The organism is Pseudomonas helleri (assembly GCF_009600315.1).
GTDB lineage: Bacteria > Pseudomonadota > Gammaproteobacteria > Pseudomonadales > Pseudomonadaceae > Aquipseudomonas > Aquipseudomonas helleri_A.
The window spans coordinates 18,413-35,121 of the sequence record NZ_WIWC01000026.1 but is presented as its reverse complement, the minus strand read 5'-3'; the positions used below and the strand labels follow the sequence as shown (position 1 = coordinate 35,121).

The 16,709-nt window shown below is 53.6% G+C and carries 30 protein-coding genes; all 30 read right to left on the bottom strand.

The features are described 5' to 3' along the window. Positions 1-15 precede the first annotated feature (15 nt). On the bottom strand, positions 16-1,464 hold the full coding sequence (locus tag GHN86_RS15590; protein WP_153379982.1) for a catalase: 1,449 nt from the start codon (positions 1,462-1,464) through the stop codon (positions 16-18). Positions 1,465-1,643: 179 nt separating this feature from the next. Beyond that, on the bottom strand, positions 1,644-2,030 hold the full coding sequence (gene rplQ, locus GHN86_RS15585) for a 50S ribosomal protein L17 (RefSeq protein ID WP_016779185.1): 387 nt from the start codon (positions 2,028-2,030) through the stop codon (positions 1,644-1,646). Positions 2,031-2,072: 42 nt separating this feature from the next. Then, positions 2,073-3,074 (bottom strand): DNA-directed RNA polymerase subunit alpha, encoded by a 1,002-nt coding sequence (locus GHN86_RS15580; RefSeq protein ID WP_003176403.1) that lies wholly within the window; start codon positions 3,072-3,074, stop codon positions 2,073-2,075. 22 nt (positions 3,075-3,096) lie between these two features. Continuing rightward, positions 3,097-3,717 carry a 30S ribosomal protein S4 gene (gene rpsD, locus GHN86_RS15575; protein WP_003444359.1) on the bottom strand — a complete coding sequence of 207 codons (621 nt, stop codon included), beginning with the start codon at positions 3,715-3,717 and terminating at the stop codon, positions 3,097-3,099. An 18-nt stretch (positions 3,718-3,735) separates the two neighbouring features. Further along, complete coding sequence (rpsK, locus tag GHN86_RS15570) at positions 3,736-4,125, bottom strand: 30S ribosomal protein S11 (protein ID WP_007924177.1); 390 nt, start codon at positions 4,123-4,125, stop codon at positions 3,736-3,738. Between the two features lie 30 nt (positions 4,126-4,155). Further along, positions 4,156-4,512: a 30S ribosomal protein S13 gene (rpsM, locus tag GHN86_RS15565; RefSeq protein ID WP_016779184.1), complete on the bottom strand. Its 357-nt coding sequence runs from the start codon at positions 4,510-4,512 to the stop codon at positions 4,156-4,158. Positions 4,513-4,641: 129 nt separating this feature from the next. Further along, on the bottom strand, positions 4,642-4,758 hold the full coding sequence (rpmJ, locus tag GHN86_RS15560) for a 50S ribosomal protein L36 (RefSeq protein WP_002555468.1): 117 nt from the start codon (positions 4,756-4,758) through the stop codon (positions 4,642-4,644). Between the two features lie 28 nt (positions 4,759-4,786). Continuing rightward, a complete protein-coding gene (secY, locus tag GHN86_RS15555) occupies positions 4,787-6,115 on the bottom strand; it encodes a preprotein translocase subunit SecY (RefSeq protein WP_003444361.1) in 1,329 nt (442 codons plus the stop codon). Further along, positions 6,116-6,553, bottom strand: coding sequence for a 50S ribosomal protein L15 (gene rplO / locus GHN86_RS15550; protein WP_003444362.1), 438 nt, complete (start codon positions 6,551-6,553; stop codon positions 6,116-6,118). A gap of 3 nt (positions 6,554-6,556) precedes the next feature. Beyond that, positions 6,557-6,733, bottom strand: a complete 177-nt coding sequence (rpmD, locus tag GHN86_RS15545; protein WP_003444363.1) for a 50S ribosomal protein L30 — start codon at positions 6,731-6,733, stop codon at positions 6,557-6,559. A 2-nt stretch (positions 6,734-6,735) separates the two neighbouring features. After that, positions 6,736-7,236, bottom strand: coding sequence for a 30S ribosomal protein S5 (gene rpsE / locus GHN86_RS15540; protein WP_003186035.1), 501 nt, complete (start codon positions 7,234-7,236; stop codon positions 6,736-6,738). A 3-nt stretch (positions 7,237-7,239) separates the two neighbouring features. Next, a complete protein-coding gene (rplR, locus tag GHN86_RS15535) occupies positions 7,240-7,590 on the bottom strand; it encodes a 50S ribosomal protein L18 (RefSeq protein WP_122782088.1) in 351 nt (116 codons plus the stop codon). Between the two features lie 10 nt (positions 7,591-7,600). Then, entirely contained in the window at positions 7,601-8,134 is a 534-nt protein-coding gene (gene rplF / locus GHN86_RS15530; RefSeq protein WP_016779180.1) for a 50S ribosomal protein L6, read from the bottom strand. A gap of 12 nt (positions 8,135-8,146) precedes the next feature. Continuing rightward, entirely contained in the window at positions 8,147-8,539 is a 393-nt protein-coding gene (gene rpsH, locus GHN86_RS15525) for a 30S ribosomal protein S8 (protein ID WP_122782089.1), read from the bottom strand. Positions 8,540-8,750: 211 nt separating this feature from the next. Beyond that, on the bottom strand, positions 8,751-9,056 hold the full coding sequence (rpsN, locus tag GHN86_RS15520; protein ID WP_019409906.1) for a 30S ribosomal protein S14: 306 nt from the start codon (positions 9,054-9,056) through the stop codon (positions 8,751-8,753). Between the two features lie 13 nt (positions 9,057-9,069). Next, on the bottom strand, positions 9,070-9,609 hold the full coding sequence (gene rplE, locus GHN86_RS15515) for a 50S ribosomal protein L5 (protein ID WP_153379984.1): 540 nt from the start codon (positions 9,607-9,609) through the stop codon (positions 9,070-9,072). Between the two features lie 22 nt (positions 9,610-9,631). Then, positions 9,632-9,946: a 50S ribosomal protein L24 gene (gene rplX, locus GHN86_RS15510; RefSeq protein ID WP_003444369.1), complete on the bottom strand. Its 315-nt coding sequence runs from the start codon at positions 9,944-9,946 to the stop codon at positions 9,632-9,634. An 11-nt stretch (positions 9,947-9,957) separates the two neighbouring features. Further along, on the bottom strand, positions 9,958-10,326 hold the full coding sequence (gene rplN / locus GHN86_RS15505; protein WP_002555479.1) for a 50S ribosomal protein L14: 369 nt from the start codon (positions 10,324-10,326) through the stop codon (positions 9,958-9,960). 23 nt (positions 10,327-10,349) lie between these two features. Beyond that, a complete protein-coding gene (rpsQ, locus tag GHN86_RS15500) occupies positions 10,350-10,616 on the bottom strand; it encodes a 30S ribosomal protein S17 (RefSeq protein ID WP_003176419.1) in 267 nt (88 codons plus the stop codon). A gap of 2 nt (positions 10,617-10,618) precedes the next feature. Further along, entirely contained in the window at positions 10,619-10,810 is a 192-nt protein-coding gene (gene rpmC, locus GHN86_RS15495; protein WP_003444371.1) for a 50S ribosomal protein L29, read from the bottom strand. Then, positions 10,810-11,223, bottom strand: coding sequence for a 50S ribosomal protein L16 (gene rplP / locus GHN86_RS15490; protein ID WP_003444372.1), 414 nt, complete (start codon positions 11,221-11,223; stop codon positions 10,810-10,812). The genes rpmC and rplP overlap by 1 nt, the downstream gene beginning before the upstream one ends. A gap of 12 nt (positions 11,224-11,235) precedes the next feature. Beyond that, positions 11,236-11,922, bottom strand: a complete 687-nt coding sequence (gene rpsC / locus GHN86_RS15485; protein ID WP_003176422.1) for a 30S ribosomal protein S3 — start codon at positions 11,920-11,922, stop codon at positions 11,236-11,238. Positions 11,923-11,935: 13 nt separating this feature from the next. Continuing rightward, positions 11,936-12,268, bottom strand: a complete 333-nt coding sequence (rplV, locus tag GHN86_RS15480) for a 50S ribosomal protein L22 (RefSeq protein ID WP_003444373.1) — start codon at positions 12,266-12,268, stop codon at positions 11,936-11,938. Between the two features lie 13 nt (positions 12,269-12,281). Further along, a complete protein-coding gene (gene rpsS / locus GHN86_RS15475; protein WP_003232420.1) occupies positions 12,282-12,557 on the bottom strand; it encodes a 30S ribosomal protein S19 in 276 nt (91 codons plus the stop codon). A 16-nt stretch (positions 12,558-12,573) separates the two neighbouring features. Beyond that, positions 12,574-13,398 carry a 50S ribosomal protein L2 gene (gene rplB / locus GHN86_RS15470; RefSeq protein WP_048401541.1) on the bottom strand — a complete coding sequence of 275 codons (825 nt, stop codon included), beginning with the start codon at positions 13,396-13,398 and terminating at the stop codon, positions 12,574-12,576. 14 nt (positions 13,399-13,412) lie between these two features. After that, on the bottom strand, positions 13,413-13,712 hold the full coding sequence (rplW, locus tag GHN86_RS15465) for a 50S ribosomal protein L23 (RefSeq protein ID WP_003444375.1): 300 nt from the start codon (positions 13,710-13,712) through the stop codon (positions 13,413-13,415). Then, positions 13,709-14,311, bottom strand: coding sequence for a 50S ribosomal protein L4 (gene rplD / locus GHN86_RS15460; RefSeq protein WP_019409903.1), 603 nt, complete (start codon positions 14,309-14,311; stop codon positions 13,709-13,711). The genes rplW and rplD overlap by 4 nt, the downstream gene beginning before the upstream one ends. 12 nt (positions 14,312-14,323) lie before the next feature. Further along, positions 14,324-14,959, bottom strand: a complete 636-nt coding sequence (gene rplC, locus GHN86_RS15455; protein ID WP_003444377.1) for a 50S ribosomal protein L3 — start codon at positions 14,957-14,959, stop codon at positions 14,324-14,326. A gap of 81 nt (positions 14,960-15,040) precedes the next feature. Continuing rightward, positions 15,041-15,352 (bottom strand): 30S ribosomal protein S10, encoded by a 312-nt coding sequence (rpsJ, locus tag GHN86_RS15450; RefSeq protein ID WP_003186070.1) that lies wholly within the window; start codon positions 15,350-15,352, stop codon positions 15,041-15,043. A 141-nt stretch (positions 15,353-15,493) separates the two neighbouring features. Continuing rightward, positions 15,494-16,687, bottom strand: a complete 1,194-nt coding sequence (gene tuf / locus GHN86_RS15445) for an elongation factor Tu (protein ID WP_042561351.1) — start codon at positions 16,685-16,687, stop codon at positions 15,494-15,496. Between the last annotated feature and the right edge of the window lie 22 nt (positions 16,688-16,709).

Below are 16,709 nucleotides of genomic sequence, written 5' to 3'. Positions count from 1 at the left end.
GCTTCTCACTTAGAGTTAGTTCCCAGTTACGCCCAGCGCTTTGGCGACGCCTTCACCGTAGGCCTGGTCGGCATTGTAAAAATGCTGCAACTGACGCTCGACGACATCACTTGAAACATCGGCCATGGTGCCTGCGATGTTGTTGATCAGCAGGGCCTTCTGCTCGTCACTCATTAACCGGAACAGAGCACCGGCATAGCTGTAGTAGTCCGAGTCGACACGGTGGTCGTAACGATCGGCTGCACCACTGAGTGCCAGCGGTGGCTCTGCAAATTGAGGCGCCTGCTTGGGTGCATCGGCGTAGCTGTTAGGCTCATAGTTCGGTGCAGCGCCGCCGTTGTTACCGTAAGCCATCGATCCATCGCGCTGATAGGTGTGCACAGGCACACGTGGTGCGTTGACCGGCAAATGCTGATGGTTGGTACCCACACGGTAGCGATGCGCATCCGCATAAGCGAACACCCGTCCTTGCAGCATACGGTCTGGCGACAGGCCCACACCGGGAATCATGTTGCTTGGGCCGAATGCCGCCTGCTCAACTTCAGCAAAATAGTTCAACGGGTTGCGATTTAACTCCAACTCACCAATTTCGATCAGCGGAAAGTCTTTTTGCGACCAGGTTTTGGTGACATCGAATGGGTTGTCATGATGGGACGCGGCTTGCGCTTCAGTCATGACTTGCATGCAGACACGCCACTTAGGGAAATCACCGCGCTCAATCGCTTCAAACAAGTCGCGCTGTGCATAATCGGGATCGGTACCTGCTAGACGTGCAGCTTCAGCAGGTGGCAGGTTTTTAATGCCTTGCTTGGTCTTGTAGTGCCATTTCACCCAGTGCCGCTCACCCGCTGCATTGATCAAGCTATAGGTGTGGCTACCGAAACCGTGCATGTGGCGGTAGCCATCAGGTATTCCGCGATCGGAAAACAGGATGGTGACCTGGTGCAGTGACTCTGGAGAGTGCGACCAGAAGTCCCACATCATTTGCGCACTTTTCAGGTTGCTTTGCGGCAGACGTTTTTGAGTGTGGATAAAGTCAGGAAATTTAAGCGGGTCACGGATGAAAAACACCGGGGTGTTGTTGCCCACGATGTCCCAGTTCCCTTCTTCGGTGTAGAACTTGATCGCAAAACCACGCGGGTCGCGCTCGGTATCAGCGGAGCCGCGCTCGCCACCTACGGTGGAAAAACGCATAAAGGTGGGCGTTTGCTTGCCAACTGTATCGAACAGCTTGGCACAGGTGTACTGGGCAATATCACGGGTCAGGGTAAAGGTGCCATGGGCCCCTGAACCTTTTGCGTGCACGCGACGCTCGGGAATATTTTCGCGGTTGAAGTGCGCGAGTTTTTCAATCAGATGAAAATCATCGAGCAACAGCGGGCCACGTGGCCCAGCCGATCGGGAGTTCTGGTTGTCAGCAACAGGGGCGCCGCTGGCGGTCGTAAGCGTTTTGGTCTGGCTCATGCTAATCCTTCCTCAGTCAGTCTTGATGCTGCCGGCTAATCGGCTGAGGACGAGTATTGACCATGATCCCTATGCGGGCAAATGCATTGATCTTAGATGACCGATAGAAAATACCAATCGCAAAATGACGCGCACAAAAAACCGGGCACTAGGCCCGGTTCTCTGTAGAGACTGACGTCTTACTCAGCGGATACAGCTTCACCGCCAACTGGACGATCAACCAACTCGACGTACGCCATAGGCGCGTTGTCGCCAGCGCGGAAACCGCACTTAAGGATGCGCAGGTAGCCACCCTCACGAGTTGCATAACGCTTGCCCAGATCGTTGAACAGCTTACCAACCATAGCTTTCGAACGAGTACGGTCGAAAGCCAGACGGCGGTTAGCAACAGAATCAATCTTGGCCAGAGTAATCAGCGGCTCAGCAACGCGACGCAATTCTTTGGCTTTCGGCAGAGTCGTTTTGATCAGCTCGTGCTCGAACAACGACACTGCCATGTTTTGAAACATAGCCTTGCGGTGCGAGCTAGTGCGGCTCAGGTGACGACCACTTTTACGATGACGCATGGTTCATTCCTTACCAAACACAACGTTCGGTGATTACGACGATCAGGCAGTCGCCTTGTCGTCCTTCTTAAGACTTGCAGGCGGCCAGTTGTCGAGGCGCATGCCGAGGGACAGACCACGGGAGGCCAGAACGTCCTTGATTTCAGTCAAGGATTTCTTGCCCAGGTTCGGAGTCTTCAACAGTTCTACTTCGGTGCGCTGAATCAGGTCACCGATGTAGTAAATGTTCTCCGCCTTAAGGCAGTTGGCCGAACGCACGGTCAGTTCCAGATCGTCAACCGGACGAAGCAGGATCGGATCGATCTCGTCTTCCTGTTCGATAACCACTGGCTCGCTGTCACCTTTGAGGTCGACGAATGCAGCCAACTGCTGTTGCAGGATGGTTGCAGCACGACGAATAGCCTCTTCAGGATCCAGTGTACCGTTGGTCTCCAGATCAATAACCAGCTTGTCCAGGTTAGTACGCTGCTCGACACGGGCGTTTTCCACCACGTATGCGATACGGCGAACCGGGCTGAACGAAGAGTCAAGCTGCAAGCGACCAATGCTGCGGCTTTCATCTTCATCGCTCTGACGCGAGTCTGCTGGTTCATAACCACGACCACGAGCTACGGTGAGCTTCATGTTCAAGGCGCCGTTAGACGCCAGGTTGGCGATTACGTGATCGGGATTAACGATCTCGACATCATGATCCAGCTGAATATCGGCAGCGGTAACCACCCCCGAACCCTTCTTCGACAAGGTCAGCGTAACTTCGTCACGGCCGTGCAGCTTGATAGCCAGACCTTTAAGGTTCAACAGGATTTCAATTACGTCTTCCTGTACACCTTCGATGGCGCTGTACTCGTGGAGCACACCATCAATCTCGGCCTCGACTACTGCACAGCCTGGCATTGAGGACAACAGGATGCGTCGCAGCGCGTTGCCCAGGGTGTGGCCAAAACCACGCTCGAGAGGCTCGAGAGTGATTTTAGCGCGGGTTGGACTGACAACTTGCACATCAATATGGCGAGGTGTCAGGAACTCATTTACCGAAATCTGCATGGATGCACCTATTTTCTAGCCCTTACTTGGAGTAGAGCTCGACAATCAGGCTTTCGTTGATGTCGGCGGACAGATCACTGCGAGCAGGAACGTTCTTGAAAACGCCCGACTTCTTCTCAGTGTCTACTTCTACCCATTCTACGCGGCCACGTTGGGCACACAGATCGAGAGCTTGGACAATGCGAAGCTGGTTCTTTGCTTTCTCGCGGATAGCGACCACGTCACCAGCACGAACCTGGTAGGACGGAACGTTTACGGTTTGACCGTTAACGCTGATCGACTTGTGCGATACCAACTGACGAGATTCGGCACGAGTAGAACCGAAACCCATACGGTATACGACGTTATCCAGGCGGCATTCGAGCAGTTGCAGCAGGTTTTCACCGGTTGCACCTTTTTTGCCAGCAGCTTGTTTGTAGTAGCCGCTGAACTGACGCTCGAGAACGCCGTAGATACGACGGACCTTCTGCTTTTCACGCAGTTGGGTACCGTAGTCGGATTGGCGACCGCGGCGTTGGCCGTGGATGCCTGGAGCAGCTTCAATATTGCACTTCGATTCGATAGCGCGCACACCACTCTTCAGGAAGAGATCGGTGCCTTCACGACGTGCCAGTTTGCATTTTGGACCAATGTAACGAGCCATTCTTTACAGTCTCCTGGATTACACGCGGCGCTTCTTCGGCGGACGGCACCCGTTGTGCGGGATAGGCGTCACGTCGGTGATGCTGGCGATCTTATAGCCACAGCCGTTCAAAGCACGGACAGCGGACTCACGACCTGGACCTGGGCCCTTAACGTTAACGTCAAGGTTTTTCAGGCCATATTCCAGCGCAGCTTGACCAGCACGTTCAGCAGCTACTTGAGCAGCGAACGGGGTGGACTTGCGAGAACCGCGGAAACCCGAACCACCGGAGGTTGCCCAAGAAAGCGCATTACCCTGACGGTCGGTGATGGTCACGATGGTGTTGTTGAAAGACGCGTGGATGTGGGCGATGCCATCAACCACTGTCTTTTTAATTTTCTTACGAGGACGAGCAGCAGGTTTTGCCATGACTAAATTCCTGTCGATTCGCTGGTGCGATTACTTGCGGATCGGCTTACGCGGACCTTTGCGAGTACGCGCGTTGGTCTTGGTACGCTGACCGCGTACTGGAAGACCACGACGATGGCGCAGACCGCGGTAGCAGCCCAAGTCCATCAAGCGTTTGATTTTCATGTTGACTTCACGACGCAGGTCACCTTCAGTGGTGAACTTCGCCACTTCGCCACGCAGCAACTCAATCTGCTCGTCGCTCAGATCCTTGATCTTAGCGGCTGGGTTTACACCAGCATCCGCACAGATTTTCTGTGAGGTAGTGCGACCAACACCATAGATGTAGGTCAGCGAGATAACAGTGTGCTTGTTATCTGGAATGTTAACGCCTGCAATACGGGCCATTCAGTGGGACTCCAATTGACAGCTACCTACGCCCCGGAAGCCAAGAAATAGGGCGCGAGATAATATCGCTGTAATAACAAATAATCAACCCAGCAGCGCACTAGCTGCTGGGCTTCAAACAGATCACACTCAGCCTTGGCGCTGTTTGTGACGTGGTTCCGCGCTGCAAATTACTCGAACAACACCTTCGCGGCGAATAATCTTGCAGTTACGGCACAGCTTTTTCACCGATGCACGAACTTTCATCACCAACTCCTATCACCTTATGGACACTTCAGCGAAGCATTCCGCTGCCGTAGCCCTTCAGGTTGGCTTTCTTCATCAGGGATTCGTACTGGTGTGAAACGAGGTGCGATTGTACTTGGGACATGAAGTCCATAACAACCACGACAACGATCAGCAACGAGGTCCCGCCAAGGTAGAACGGAACGTTTGCTGCAACCACCAGGAACTGGGGCAACAAGCACACGGCCGTCATATAAAGAGCACCGAACAGAGTCAAACGAGTCAAAACGCCATCAATATAGCGTGCCGACTGCTCACCTGGACGGATACCCGGAATAAAGGCACCGGACTTCTTCAGGTTTTCCGCTACGTCTTTCGGATTGAACATCAACGCCGTATAGAAGAAGCAGAAGAAAATAATCCCTGCACTAAACAGCAGAATATTCAACGGCTGACCAGGAGCGATCGACTGCGAGATGTCCTGCAACCAGCCCATACCTTCAGACTGACCAAACCAGGCACCCAGCGAAGCCGGGAACAGCAAAATGCTGCTCGCAAAAATAGCCGGAATAACACCGGCCATATTCACTTTCAGCGGTAGGTGGCTCGTCTGTGCAGCAAACACCTTACGGCCCTGCTGACGCTTGGCGTAGTGAACAGCAATACGACGCTGACCACGCTCAATGAACACCACAAAACCGATAATCGCTACTGCCAGCAAACCGATAGCAACCAGAGCGAAGATATTGATATCACCCTGACGCGCAGACTCGAAAGACTGCCCAATTGCTCTCGGAAGACCGGCGACGATACCCGAAAAAATCAACATCGAGATACCGTTGCCAACTCCGCGTTCAGTAATCTGCTCACCCAGCCACATCATGAACATTGCACCGGCCACAAACGTGGTAACTGCAACGAAATGGAAGCCTAGATCACCAGTGAACGCGACGCCCTGCCCTGCCAAACCAATGGACATGCCAATGGCTTGGACAAGAGCAAGAGCGACAGTGAGGTAGCGGGTGTACTGGCTTATCTTGCGACGACCAGCTTCACCTTCCTTCTTCAACTGCTCCAGTTGTGGGCTGACAGCGGACATAAGCTGCATGATGATCGATGCCGAAATGTACGGCATGATCCCCAGCGCAAAAATACTCATCCGCTCCAGCGCACCGCCGGAAAACATGTTGAACAAGCTAAGTATGGTCCCCTCATTCTGTCGAAACAGGTCCGCCAGCCGGTCCGGGTTGATACCTGGAACTGGGATGTGTGCGCCTATTCGGTAGACGATAATCGCCAAGAATAGAAAACGCAGACGAGCCCAGAGCTCGGACAACCCGCCTTTGCTGAGCGCTGAGAGAGCACCTTGCTTAGCCATTTATTCCTCGAACTTGCCGCCAGCTGCTTCGATAGCCGAACGCGCACCTTTGGTGGCGCCGATTCCCTTGCCGATTGTGACAGCGCGAGTCACTTCACCGGACAGCATGATTTTCACACGCAGTACGTTGACGTTGATCACGTTGGCATCTTTCAGGGTCTGCACAGTAACGATATCGCCTTCCACTTTAGCCAGTTCGGACAAACGCACTTCTGCGCGATCCATGGCTTTCAGGGAAACGAAACCGAACTTAGGCAGACGGCGATGCAGCGGCTGTTGACCGCCTTCAAAGCCTGGAGCAATAGTGCCACCGGAGCGGGAGGACTGACCTTTGTGACCACGGCCACCAGTCTTACCCAAACCACTACCGATACCACGGCCCGGACGATGCTTTTCGCGACGGGAACCCGGCGCTGGACTCAGATCATTGAGTTTCATCGATTAACCCTCTACACGCAGCATGTAGTAAGCCTTGTTGATCATCCCGCGATTCTCGGGAGTATCAAGTACTTCTACAGTGTGACCGATGCGACGCAGACCCAGACCCTTAATGCACAGTTTGTGATTAGGGATGCGGCCGGTCATGCTTTTGATCAGCGTTACTTTAACGGTAGCCATGATCAGAAGATCTCCTTAACGCTTTTGCCACGCTTAGCGGCAATAGACTCAGGAGATTGCATAGCTTTCAAACCTTTGAAAGTGGCGTGAACCACGTTTACCGGGTTAGTCGAGCCGTAGCACTTGGCCAGTACGTTCTGAACACCAGCAACTTCGAGGACAGCACGCATAGCGCCGCCAGCGATGATACCGGTACCTTCAGAAGCAGGCTGCATGTAAACCTTGGAAGCGCCGTGGGCGGATTTCATGGCGTACTGCAGAGTGGTACCGTTCAGGTCCACTTGAATCATGTTGCGGCGAGCAGCTTCCATTGCCTTCTGGATCGCAGCAGGCACTTCACGTGACTTGCCACGGCCGAAGCCAACACGCCCTTTACCATCACCAACCACGGTCAACGCGGTGAAAGTGAAGATACGGCCGCCTTTAACGGTTTTGGCTACGCGGTTAACTTGAACCAGCTTCTCAATGTAGCCTTCGTCGCGCTTTTGGTCGTTATTTGACATAACTTAGAACTCCAGCCCAGCTTCACGAGCAGCCTCAGCCAGCGCTTTCACGCGGCCGTGGTACTTGAAGCCAGAGCGGTCGAAAGCCACCTGCGAGACGCCAGCGGCTTTTGCACGCGTAGCGACCAGCTGGCCAACCTTTGTGGCCGCGTCGATGTTGCCAGTGGCACCATCACGCAGTTCTTTGTCCAAAGTCGAGGCGCTTGCCAGGACTTTGCTGCCGTCGGCCGAGATGACCTGGGCGTATATATGCTGAGACGAGCGGAACACGCAGAGACGCACGACTTCGAGTTCGTGCATTTTCAGACGTGCTTTGCGAGCGCGACGCAGTCGAGTAACTTTTTTGTCGGTCATTTGCTATGCCCTACTTCTTCTTGGCTTCTTTACGACGGACGACTTCGTCCGCGTAACGTACACCCTTACCTTTATAAGGCTCTGGTGGACGGAAACCGCGGATCTCAGCGGCCACCTGACCTACCAGTTGCTTATCGATACCCTTGATCAGGATGTCGGTTTGGCTTGGGGTCTCAGCGGTGATGCCTTCCGGCAATTCGTAATCCACTGGGTGCGAGAAGCCAAGAGCCAGGTTCAGCACTGTGCCTTTTGCTTGCGCTTTGTAACCAACACCGACCAGCTGGAGCTTGCGCTCGAAGCCTTGGCTTACGCCTTGGACCATGTTGTTTACCAACGCACGAGTGGTACCAGCCATTGCACGTGTTTGTTGATCGCCATTGCGAGCAGCGAAACGCAGCTCACCAGCTTCTTCAACAATTTCAACGGACGAATGGATGTTCAGTTCTAGAGTGCCCTTGGCACCCTTCACCGAAAGCTGTTGGCCGGCGAATTTTACTTCGACACCAGCTGGCAGCTTAACGGGGTTCTTAGCGACGCGTGACATGCTTATCCCCCCTTAGAACACAGTGCAAAGAACTTCGCCGCCGACACCGGCAGCGCGCGCAGCACGATCCGTCATCACACCTTTGTTGGTGGAGACGATAGACACACCAAGACCGCCACGAACTTTCGGCAGATCATCGGAGGACTTGTACTGACGCAGGCCTGGACGGCTAACGCGCTTAACTTCTTCGATAACCGGACGGCCTTCGAAGTACTTCAGCTCGATAGACAGCAGAGGTTTTGTTTCGCTGCTGATCTGATAATCCGCGATGTAACCTTCGTCTTTAAGAACTTTGGCTACAGCTACCTTCAACGTGGAAGACGGCATGCTTACGACGGACTTTTCAGCCATCTGGGCATTACGGATTCGAGTTAGCATGTCCGCTAACGGGTCCTGCATACTCATGGGCTAGATGCTCCTGATACAAAAAAAATTAGCCTTGCGGCTACAACTTTCGCCGAGTACTCAATGCTCAAAAAGCACGGGCTCAGGCGAGCCGGTCATTCTAGACACACGTCAGAAATGAATCAAGCCCCAATAGGGGCTTGATTCATATTCAAGGTCACCGGCTGTCAGGATCTTTAGACCCCGACAGCGGCAACTTTGCCTGTGCGCCTTACCAGCTGGCTTTAACCAGACCTGGTACGTCGCCACGCATTGCTGCTTCACGCAATTTGTTACGGCCCAGGCCGAACTTGCGGTAAACACCATGCGGACGACCAGTCAGACGGCAGCGGTTACGCATGCGCGCAGCGCTTGCGTCACGTGGCTGCTTTTGCAGAGCAACTTGAGCTTCCCAACGGGCTTCTGGACTTGCGTTCAGATCCACGATGATAGCTTTCAGCTCAGCACGCTTCTTGGCGAACTTGGCAACCGTGAGCTGACGTTTCAGCTCGCGGTTTTTCATGCTCATCTTAGCCATGGTCCTACTCCAATCAGTTGCGGAACGGGAATTTGAAAGCACGCAGCAAGGCGCGACCTTCATCATCTGTCCGAGCAGTGGTGGTCAGGGTAATGTCCAGACCGCGGAGGGCATCGATTTTGTCGTAGTCGATTTCCGGGAAGATGATCTGCTCTTTAACGCCCATGCTGTAGTTACCACGACCATCGAAGGACTTGGCATTCAGGCCGCGGAAGTCGCGTACCCGAGGCAGGGAGATCGACAGCAGACGATCCAGGAATTCATACATACGCTCACGGCGCAGAGTAACCTTAACGCCGATCGGCCAGCCTTCGCGAACTTTAAAGCCTGCGATGGACTTGCGAGCGTAGGTCACTACACATTTTTGACCCGTGATTTTTTCCAAATCAGCTACAGCGTGCTCGATGACTTTTTTGTCACCGATCGCTTCGCCCAAACCCATGTTCAGGGTGATTTTGGTAACGCGCGGAACTTCCATCACGTTCGAAAGCTTAAGTTCTTCCTTAAGTTTCGGAGCGATTTCCTTCCGGTAAATCTCTTTTAGTCGTGCCATGGTCTCATCTACCTAGCAGTGTTCAAGCATCAACCGCTTTTTGGGTCGACTTGAAGACACGAATTTTTTTGCCTTCTTCTACTTTGAAACCAACGCGATCTGCTTTGTTGGTTTCGCCGTTGAAAATGGCCACGTTAGAAGCGTCCAGTGGAGCTTCTTTCTCGACGATACCGCCTTGTACGCCCGACATCGGGTTAGGCTTGGTATGACGCTTAACCAGGTTCAGACCACCAATAACCAAACGGTTGTTAGCGAGAACCTTAAGCACCTTACCGCGCTTACCTTTGTCTTTGCCGGCGATCACGATGATCTCGTCGTCACGACGAATCTTTTGCATGTCGGATCTCCTTACAGCACTTCTGGGGCGAGCGAGACGATCTTCATGAACTTCTCAGTACGAAGTTCACGGGTCACTGGCCCAAAGATACGGGTGCCGATCGGCTCTTGCTTGTTGTTCAGAAGAACAGCAGCGTTGCCATCAAAGCGGATAATAGAGCCATCAGCACGACGTACGCCGTGACGAGTGCGGACTACAACAGCAGTCATCACTTGGCCTTTTTTCACCTTACCGCGAGGAATTGCTTCCTTCACGGTAACTTTGATGATGTCACCGATACCAGCGTAACGACGATGGGAGCCACCCAGCACCTTGATGCACATAACGCGGCGTGCGCCGCTGTTATCGGCCACATCGAGCATGGATTGAGTCTGAATCATATAATTTCTCCGACCCCTAGTCCTTAGACTTCCACAGCGCGTTCGAGAACATCAACCAATGCCCAAGACTTAGTCTTGGCCAGCGGACGAGTTTCACGAATAGTGACTTTGTCGCCGATGTGGCACTGATTGGTTTCGTCGTGCGCGTGCAGCTTAGTCGAACGCTTAACGTATTTACCGTAGATCGGGTGCTTAACGCGACGCTCAATCAGAACGGTGATGGTTTTGTCCATCTTGTCGCTGACAACACGGCCAGTCAGCGTACGGACAGTTTTTTCGGCTTCAGCCATGATTACTTACCTGCCTGCTGTTTGAGCACAGTCTTCACGCGAGCAATGTCACGCTTAACTTGCGAGAGCAGATGCGACTGCCCCAACTGGCCAGTTGCTTTCTGCATACGCAGATTGAACTGGTCGCGCAGCAAGCCGAGCAGTTGCTCGTTCAGCTGCTGTGCGGATTTTTCACGAAGTTCATTCGCTTTCATCACATCACCGTCCGTTTAACAAAGGAGGTGGCGAGCGGCAGCTTTGCAGCAGCCAGGGCGAAAGCCTCACGCGCCAGCTCTTCAGTAACACCCTCGATTTCATACAGGACTTTGCCTGGCTGAATCTGGGCAACCCAATATTCCACGTTACCCTTACCTTTACCCATCCGAACTTCGAGTGGCTTTTTGGTTACAGGCTTGTCCGGGAATACACGGATCCAGATCTTGCCGCCACGTTTAACGTGACGGGTCAGTGCACGACGCGCTGACTCGATCTGACGAGCGGTGAGACGACCACGAGCAACAGACTTCAGCGCATATTCGCCGAAGCTGACTTTGCTACCGCGCAATGCCAAGCCACGGTTGTGGCCAGTCATCTGCTTGCGGAACTTCGTACGCTTAGGTTGTAACATTTGGCGTACCCCTTACTTAGCAGCTTTTTTACGAGGCGCTGGTGCTTGTGGCTTCAGTTCTTCTTGGCGACCACCAATTACTTCGCCTTTGAAGATCCAAACCTTTACACCGATCACACCGTAAGTGGTGTGAGCTTCGTAGTTGGCATAGTCGATGTCGGCACGCAGGGTGTGCAATGGCACACGACCTTCGCGATACCATTCAGTACGTGCAATTTCAGCACCGCCGAGACGACCGCTCACTTGGATTTTGATGCCTTTGGCACCAATGCGCATAGCGTTCTGTACAGCGCGTTTCATCGCGCGACGGAACATTACACGACGCTCCAGCTGCTGAGCTACGCTCTGCGCAACCAGCATACCGTCGAGTTCCGGCTTGCGGATCTCTTCGATATTGATGTGCACAGGCACACCCATTTGCTTGGTCAGGTCCTGACGCAGTTTCTCAACATCTTCACCTTTCTTCCCGATAACAATACCTGGACGAGCGGTGTGGATGGTGATGCGTGCAGTTTGGGCCGGACGATGGATATCGATACGGCTTACGGACGCGCTTTTTAGTTTGTCTTGGAGGTATTCACGCACCTTCAGATCTGCGAACAAGTAGTCCGCATAAGTCCGACCGTCTGCGTACCAGACGGAGGTGTGCTCCTTGACGATTCCCAGGCGAATGCCAATGGGATGTACTTTCTGACCCATCTCTTCGACTCCGTTACTTGTCAGCAACCTTGACAGTGATATGGCAAGACCGCTTGACGATGCGATCAGCGCGGCCTTTGGCACGCGGCATGATGCGCTTCAGCGAACGCCCTTCGTTGACGAAAACGGTAGCGACTTTAAGGTCGTCAACGTCTGCGCCTTCGTTATGCTCGGCGTTGGCTACGGCCGACTCCAGCACTTTCTTGATGATCTCGGCGGCTTTCTTGTTGCTGAAAGCCAACAGGTTGAGCGCTTCGCCCACCTTCTTCCCGCGGATCTGGTCGGCGACCAAGCGGGCTTTCTGGGCGGAGATTCGAGCGCCCGACAACTTAGCGGCTACTTCCATCGTTCCTTACCCCTTAACGCTTGGCTTTCTTGTCTGCCACGTGCCCACGATAAGTGCGGGTACCGGCAAACTCGCCTAGTTTATGGCCAACCATGTCTTCGTTCACGAGAACTGGGACATGAAGACGACCGTTATGCACAGCGATGGTCAGACCGACCATTTGTGGCAGGATCATCGAACGACGCGACCAGGTTTTCACCGGTTTGCGATCGTTCTTTTCCGCCGCCACTTCGATCTTCTTCAGTAGGTGAAGATCAATAAAAGGACCTTTTTTCAGAGAACGTGGCACTGTCGTATCCCTCTATTTACTTGCGACGACGGACGATCATTTTGTCGGTACGCTTATTACCACGAGTCTTCGCGCCCTTAGTCGGGAAGCCCCATGGCGATACCGGATGACGACCACCAGAGGTACGACCTTCACCACCACCATGTGGGTGGTCAACCGGGTTCATGGCAACACCACGAACGGTTGGGCGAACGCCACGCCAGCGTTTGGCACCAGCTTTACCCAGCGAACGCAGGCTGTGCTCGGAGTTCGAGACTTCGCCCAGCGTTGCACGGCATTCAGCCAATACTTTACGCATTTCACCGGAACGCAGACGCAGGGTCACGTAGACACCATCACGAGCGACCAGCTGAGCCGAAGCACCAGCGGAACGAGCGATCTGTGCGCCTTTGCCCGGCTTCAATTCGATGCCGTGTACGGTGCTACCAACTGGAATGCTGCGCAGTTGCAACTGGTTGCCTGGCTTGATCGGAGCCAAAGCACCCGAGATCAGCTGGTCGCCAGCGCTCACGCCTTTAGGGGCGATGATGTAACGGCGTTCGCCGTCTGCGTACAACATAAGAGCAATGTGAGCAGTACGGTTTGGATCGTATTCGATACGCTCAACAGTGGCTGGAATGCCATCTTTGTCGTTGCGACGGAAGTCGACCATACGGTAATGCTGTTTATGACCACCACCGATGTGACGAGTGGTAATACGGCCATTATTGTTACGACCACCAGACTTCGATTTTTTCTCGAGCAGCGGTGCGTGAGGAGCGCCTTTATGCAGCTCCTGGTTGACCACCTTGACCACATGACGGCGGCCAGGGGAAGTCGGTTTGCATTTAACGATTGCCATGATGCACCCCTTCCTTACTCAGCACTGCTGCTGAAATCGAGATCTTGGCCTGGCTGAAGGGAGATTACTGCCTTCTTCCAGTCATTACGCTTGCCCACGCCGCGAGCGGTGCGCTTGCTCTTACCCAGAACATTCAGGGTAGTAACACGCTCAACTTTCACGCTGAACAGGCTTTCGACGGCCTTCTTGATTTCCAGCTTGGTTGCATCAGTAGCAACCTTGAAAACGAACTGGCCTTTCTTGTCTGCCAGAACCGTAGCCTTCTCGGAAACGTGCGGGCCAAGCAGAACTTTAAATACGCGTTCCTGGTTCATCCCAGCAGCTCCTCGAATTTCTTCACGGCCGACACGGTGATCAACACCTTGTCGTATGCGATCAGACTAACTGGATCGGAACCTTGCACGTCACGAACATCAACGTGTGGCAGGTTACGAGCAGCCAGGTACAGGTTCTGATCAACAACTTCAGACACGATCAAGACGTCTGTCAGACCCATGCCAGTCAGTTTGTTCAGCAGATCTTTGGTTTTCGGCGCTTCAACAGCGAAGTCCTGAACCACGACCAGACGATCAGTACGCACCAGCTCAGCAAGGATGGAACGCATTGCTGCGCGATACATCTTCTTGTTCAGCTTCTGAGAGTGATCTTGTGGGCGAGCTGCGAAAGTAGTACCACCGCCGCGCCAGATTGGGCTACGGATAGTACCAGCACGAGCACGGCCAGTACCTTTCTGACGCCAAGGGCGCTTACCGCCACCACGAACGTCGGAACGGGTTTTTTGCTGCTTGCTACCTTGACGGCCGCCGGCCATGTAGGCCACGACTGCTTGGTGAACCAGCGTCTCATTGAACTCGCCGCCGAATGTCAGTTCGGAAACTTCGATCGCTTGAGCGTCATTTACATTTAATTGCATGTCAGCTTCCCCTTAACCGCGAGCCTTGGCCGCCGGACGTACAACCAGGTTGCCGCCAGTAGCGCCAGGAACAGCACCCTTGACCAACAACAGATTGCGTTCAGCGTCGACGCGCACTACTTCGAGGGACTGCACGGTCACGCGCTCAGCGCCCATATGACCGGACATTTTTTTGCCCTTGAATACACGACCAGGAGTCTGGCACTGGCCAATAGAGCCCGGGACGCGGTGGGAAACGGAGTTACCGTGAGTGTTATCTTGGCCACGGAAATTCCAACGCTTGATCGTACCCTGGAAGCCTTTACCTTTGGACTGACCGGTCACATCGACCATCTGACCTGCGGTGAAGATTTCAGCGTTGATCAGATCGCCTGCCTGGTACTCGCCTTCTTCAAGGCGGAATTCCATTACGGTACGACCAGCAGCAACGTTTGCTTTGGCGAAGTGACCCGCCTGAGCAGCTGTTACGCGCGAAGCGCGACGCTCGCCGACAGTGACTTGCACTGCACGATAGCCATCGGTTTCTTCAGTTTTGAACTGGGTGACGCGATTCGGCTCGATCTCAATGACCGTGACCGGAATGGAGACACCTTCTTCGGTGAAAATACGGGTCATACCGCATTTACGACCGACTACACCAATAGTCATGTTGTAAACCTCATGAGTGTACGGGGCTTTCACCCGCTATGGCCGCCCATTTCAGAGCGTTACACGACTAAGACCCAAGTCTTAGCCGAGGCTGATCTGTACTTCCACACCGGCCGCCAGATCTAGCTTCATAAGTGCATCAACGGTTTTATCCGTTGGCTGAACGATGTCCAGTACGCGCTTATGAGTACGGATCTCGTACTGGTCACGCGCGTCTTTGTTGACGTGCGGGGAAACCAGAACAGTGAACCGCTCTTTACGAGTAGGCAGTGGAATAGGACCACGAACCTGAGCACCAGTACGTTTCGCGGTTTCCACGATTTCCTGGGTTGATTGGTCGATCAGGCGATGGTCAAAAGCCTTCAACCTGATACGGATTTGCTGATTTTGCATTGGATTTCAGACTCCGATTGCTGTTCCCACCGAGCGCAATACGCCCGTTAAAAGGAGGCGCAATTCTATAGACGGCCCCAGCGGGTGTCAACTCAATAAAAAAGCCCCCGCTGAGCGGGGGCCTTTTTAAGCGATCAACGATTACTCGATGATTTTGGCTACAACGCCAGCGCCTACAGTACGACCGCCTTCACGGATTGCGAAACGCAGGCCGTCTTCCATTGCGATAGTTTTGATCAGGGTAACAACCATTTTGATGTTGTCGCCCGGCATTACCATCTCAACGCCTTCCGGCAGTTCGCAGTTACCAGTTACGTCAGTTGTACGGAAGTAGAACTGAGGACGGTAGCCTTTGAAGAACGGAGTGTGACGACCGCCTTCTTCCTTGCTCAAAACATAAACTTCAGCTTCGAACTTGGTGTGCGGCTTAACCGAACCTGGCTTAACCAGAACCTGGCCACGCTCAACGTCGTCACGCTTGGTACCACGCAACAGAACGCCGCAGTTCTCGCCCGCACGACCTTCGTCAAGCAGCTTGCGGAACATTTCAACGCCGGTGCAAGTGGTAACAGTTGTGTCACGCAGACCAACGATTTCCAGCGGATCTTGAACGCGAACGATACCGCGCTCGATACGACCAGTCACAACAGTACCGCGACCGGAGATCGAGAACACGTCTTCAATTGGCATCAGGAACGGCTTGTCGACAACACGAACTGGATCTGGAATGTAAGTATCCAGAGTTTCAACCAGTTTACGAACGGCAGTGGTGCCCATTTCGTTGTCGTCTTTGCCTTCCAGCGCCATACGAGCCGAACCGATGATGATCGGAGTGTCGTCGCCTGGGAAGTCGTAAGTCGACAGCAGGTCACGAACTTCCATCTCAACCAGTTCCAGCAGCTCAGCGTCGTCTACCAGGTCAGCCTTGTTCAGGAAGACCACGATGTACGGAACGCCAACCTGACGGGACAGCAGGATGTGCTCACGGGTTTGTGGCATCGGACCATCAGCGGCCGAACAAACCAGGATAGCGCCGTCCATCTGAGCAGCACCGGTGATCATGTTCTTCACATAGTCAGCGTGACCTGGGCAGTCAACGTGAGCGTAGTGACGGATCAGCGAGTTGTACTCAACGTGCGCAGTGTTGATCGTGATACCACGAGCTTTTTCTTCTGGCGCGCTGTCGATTTTATCGAAGTCAACGATTGCCGAACCGAAAACTTCGGAGCAAACACGAGTCAGAGCTGCGGTCAGTGTGGTTTTACCATGGTCAACGTGACCGATAGTGCCAACGTTGACGTGCGGTAGGGAACGATCAAATTTTTCTTTAGCCACGACAATTAACTCCTTGCCTAAA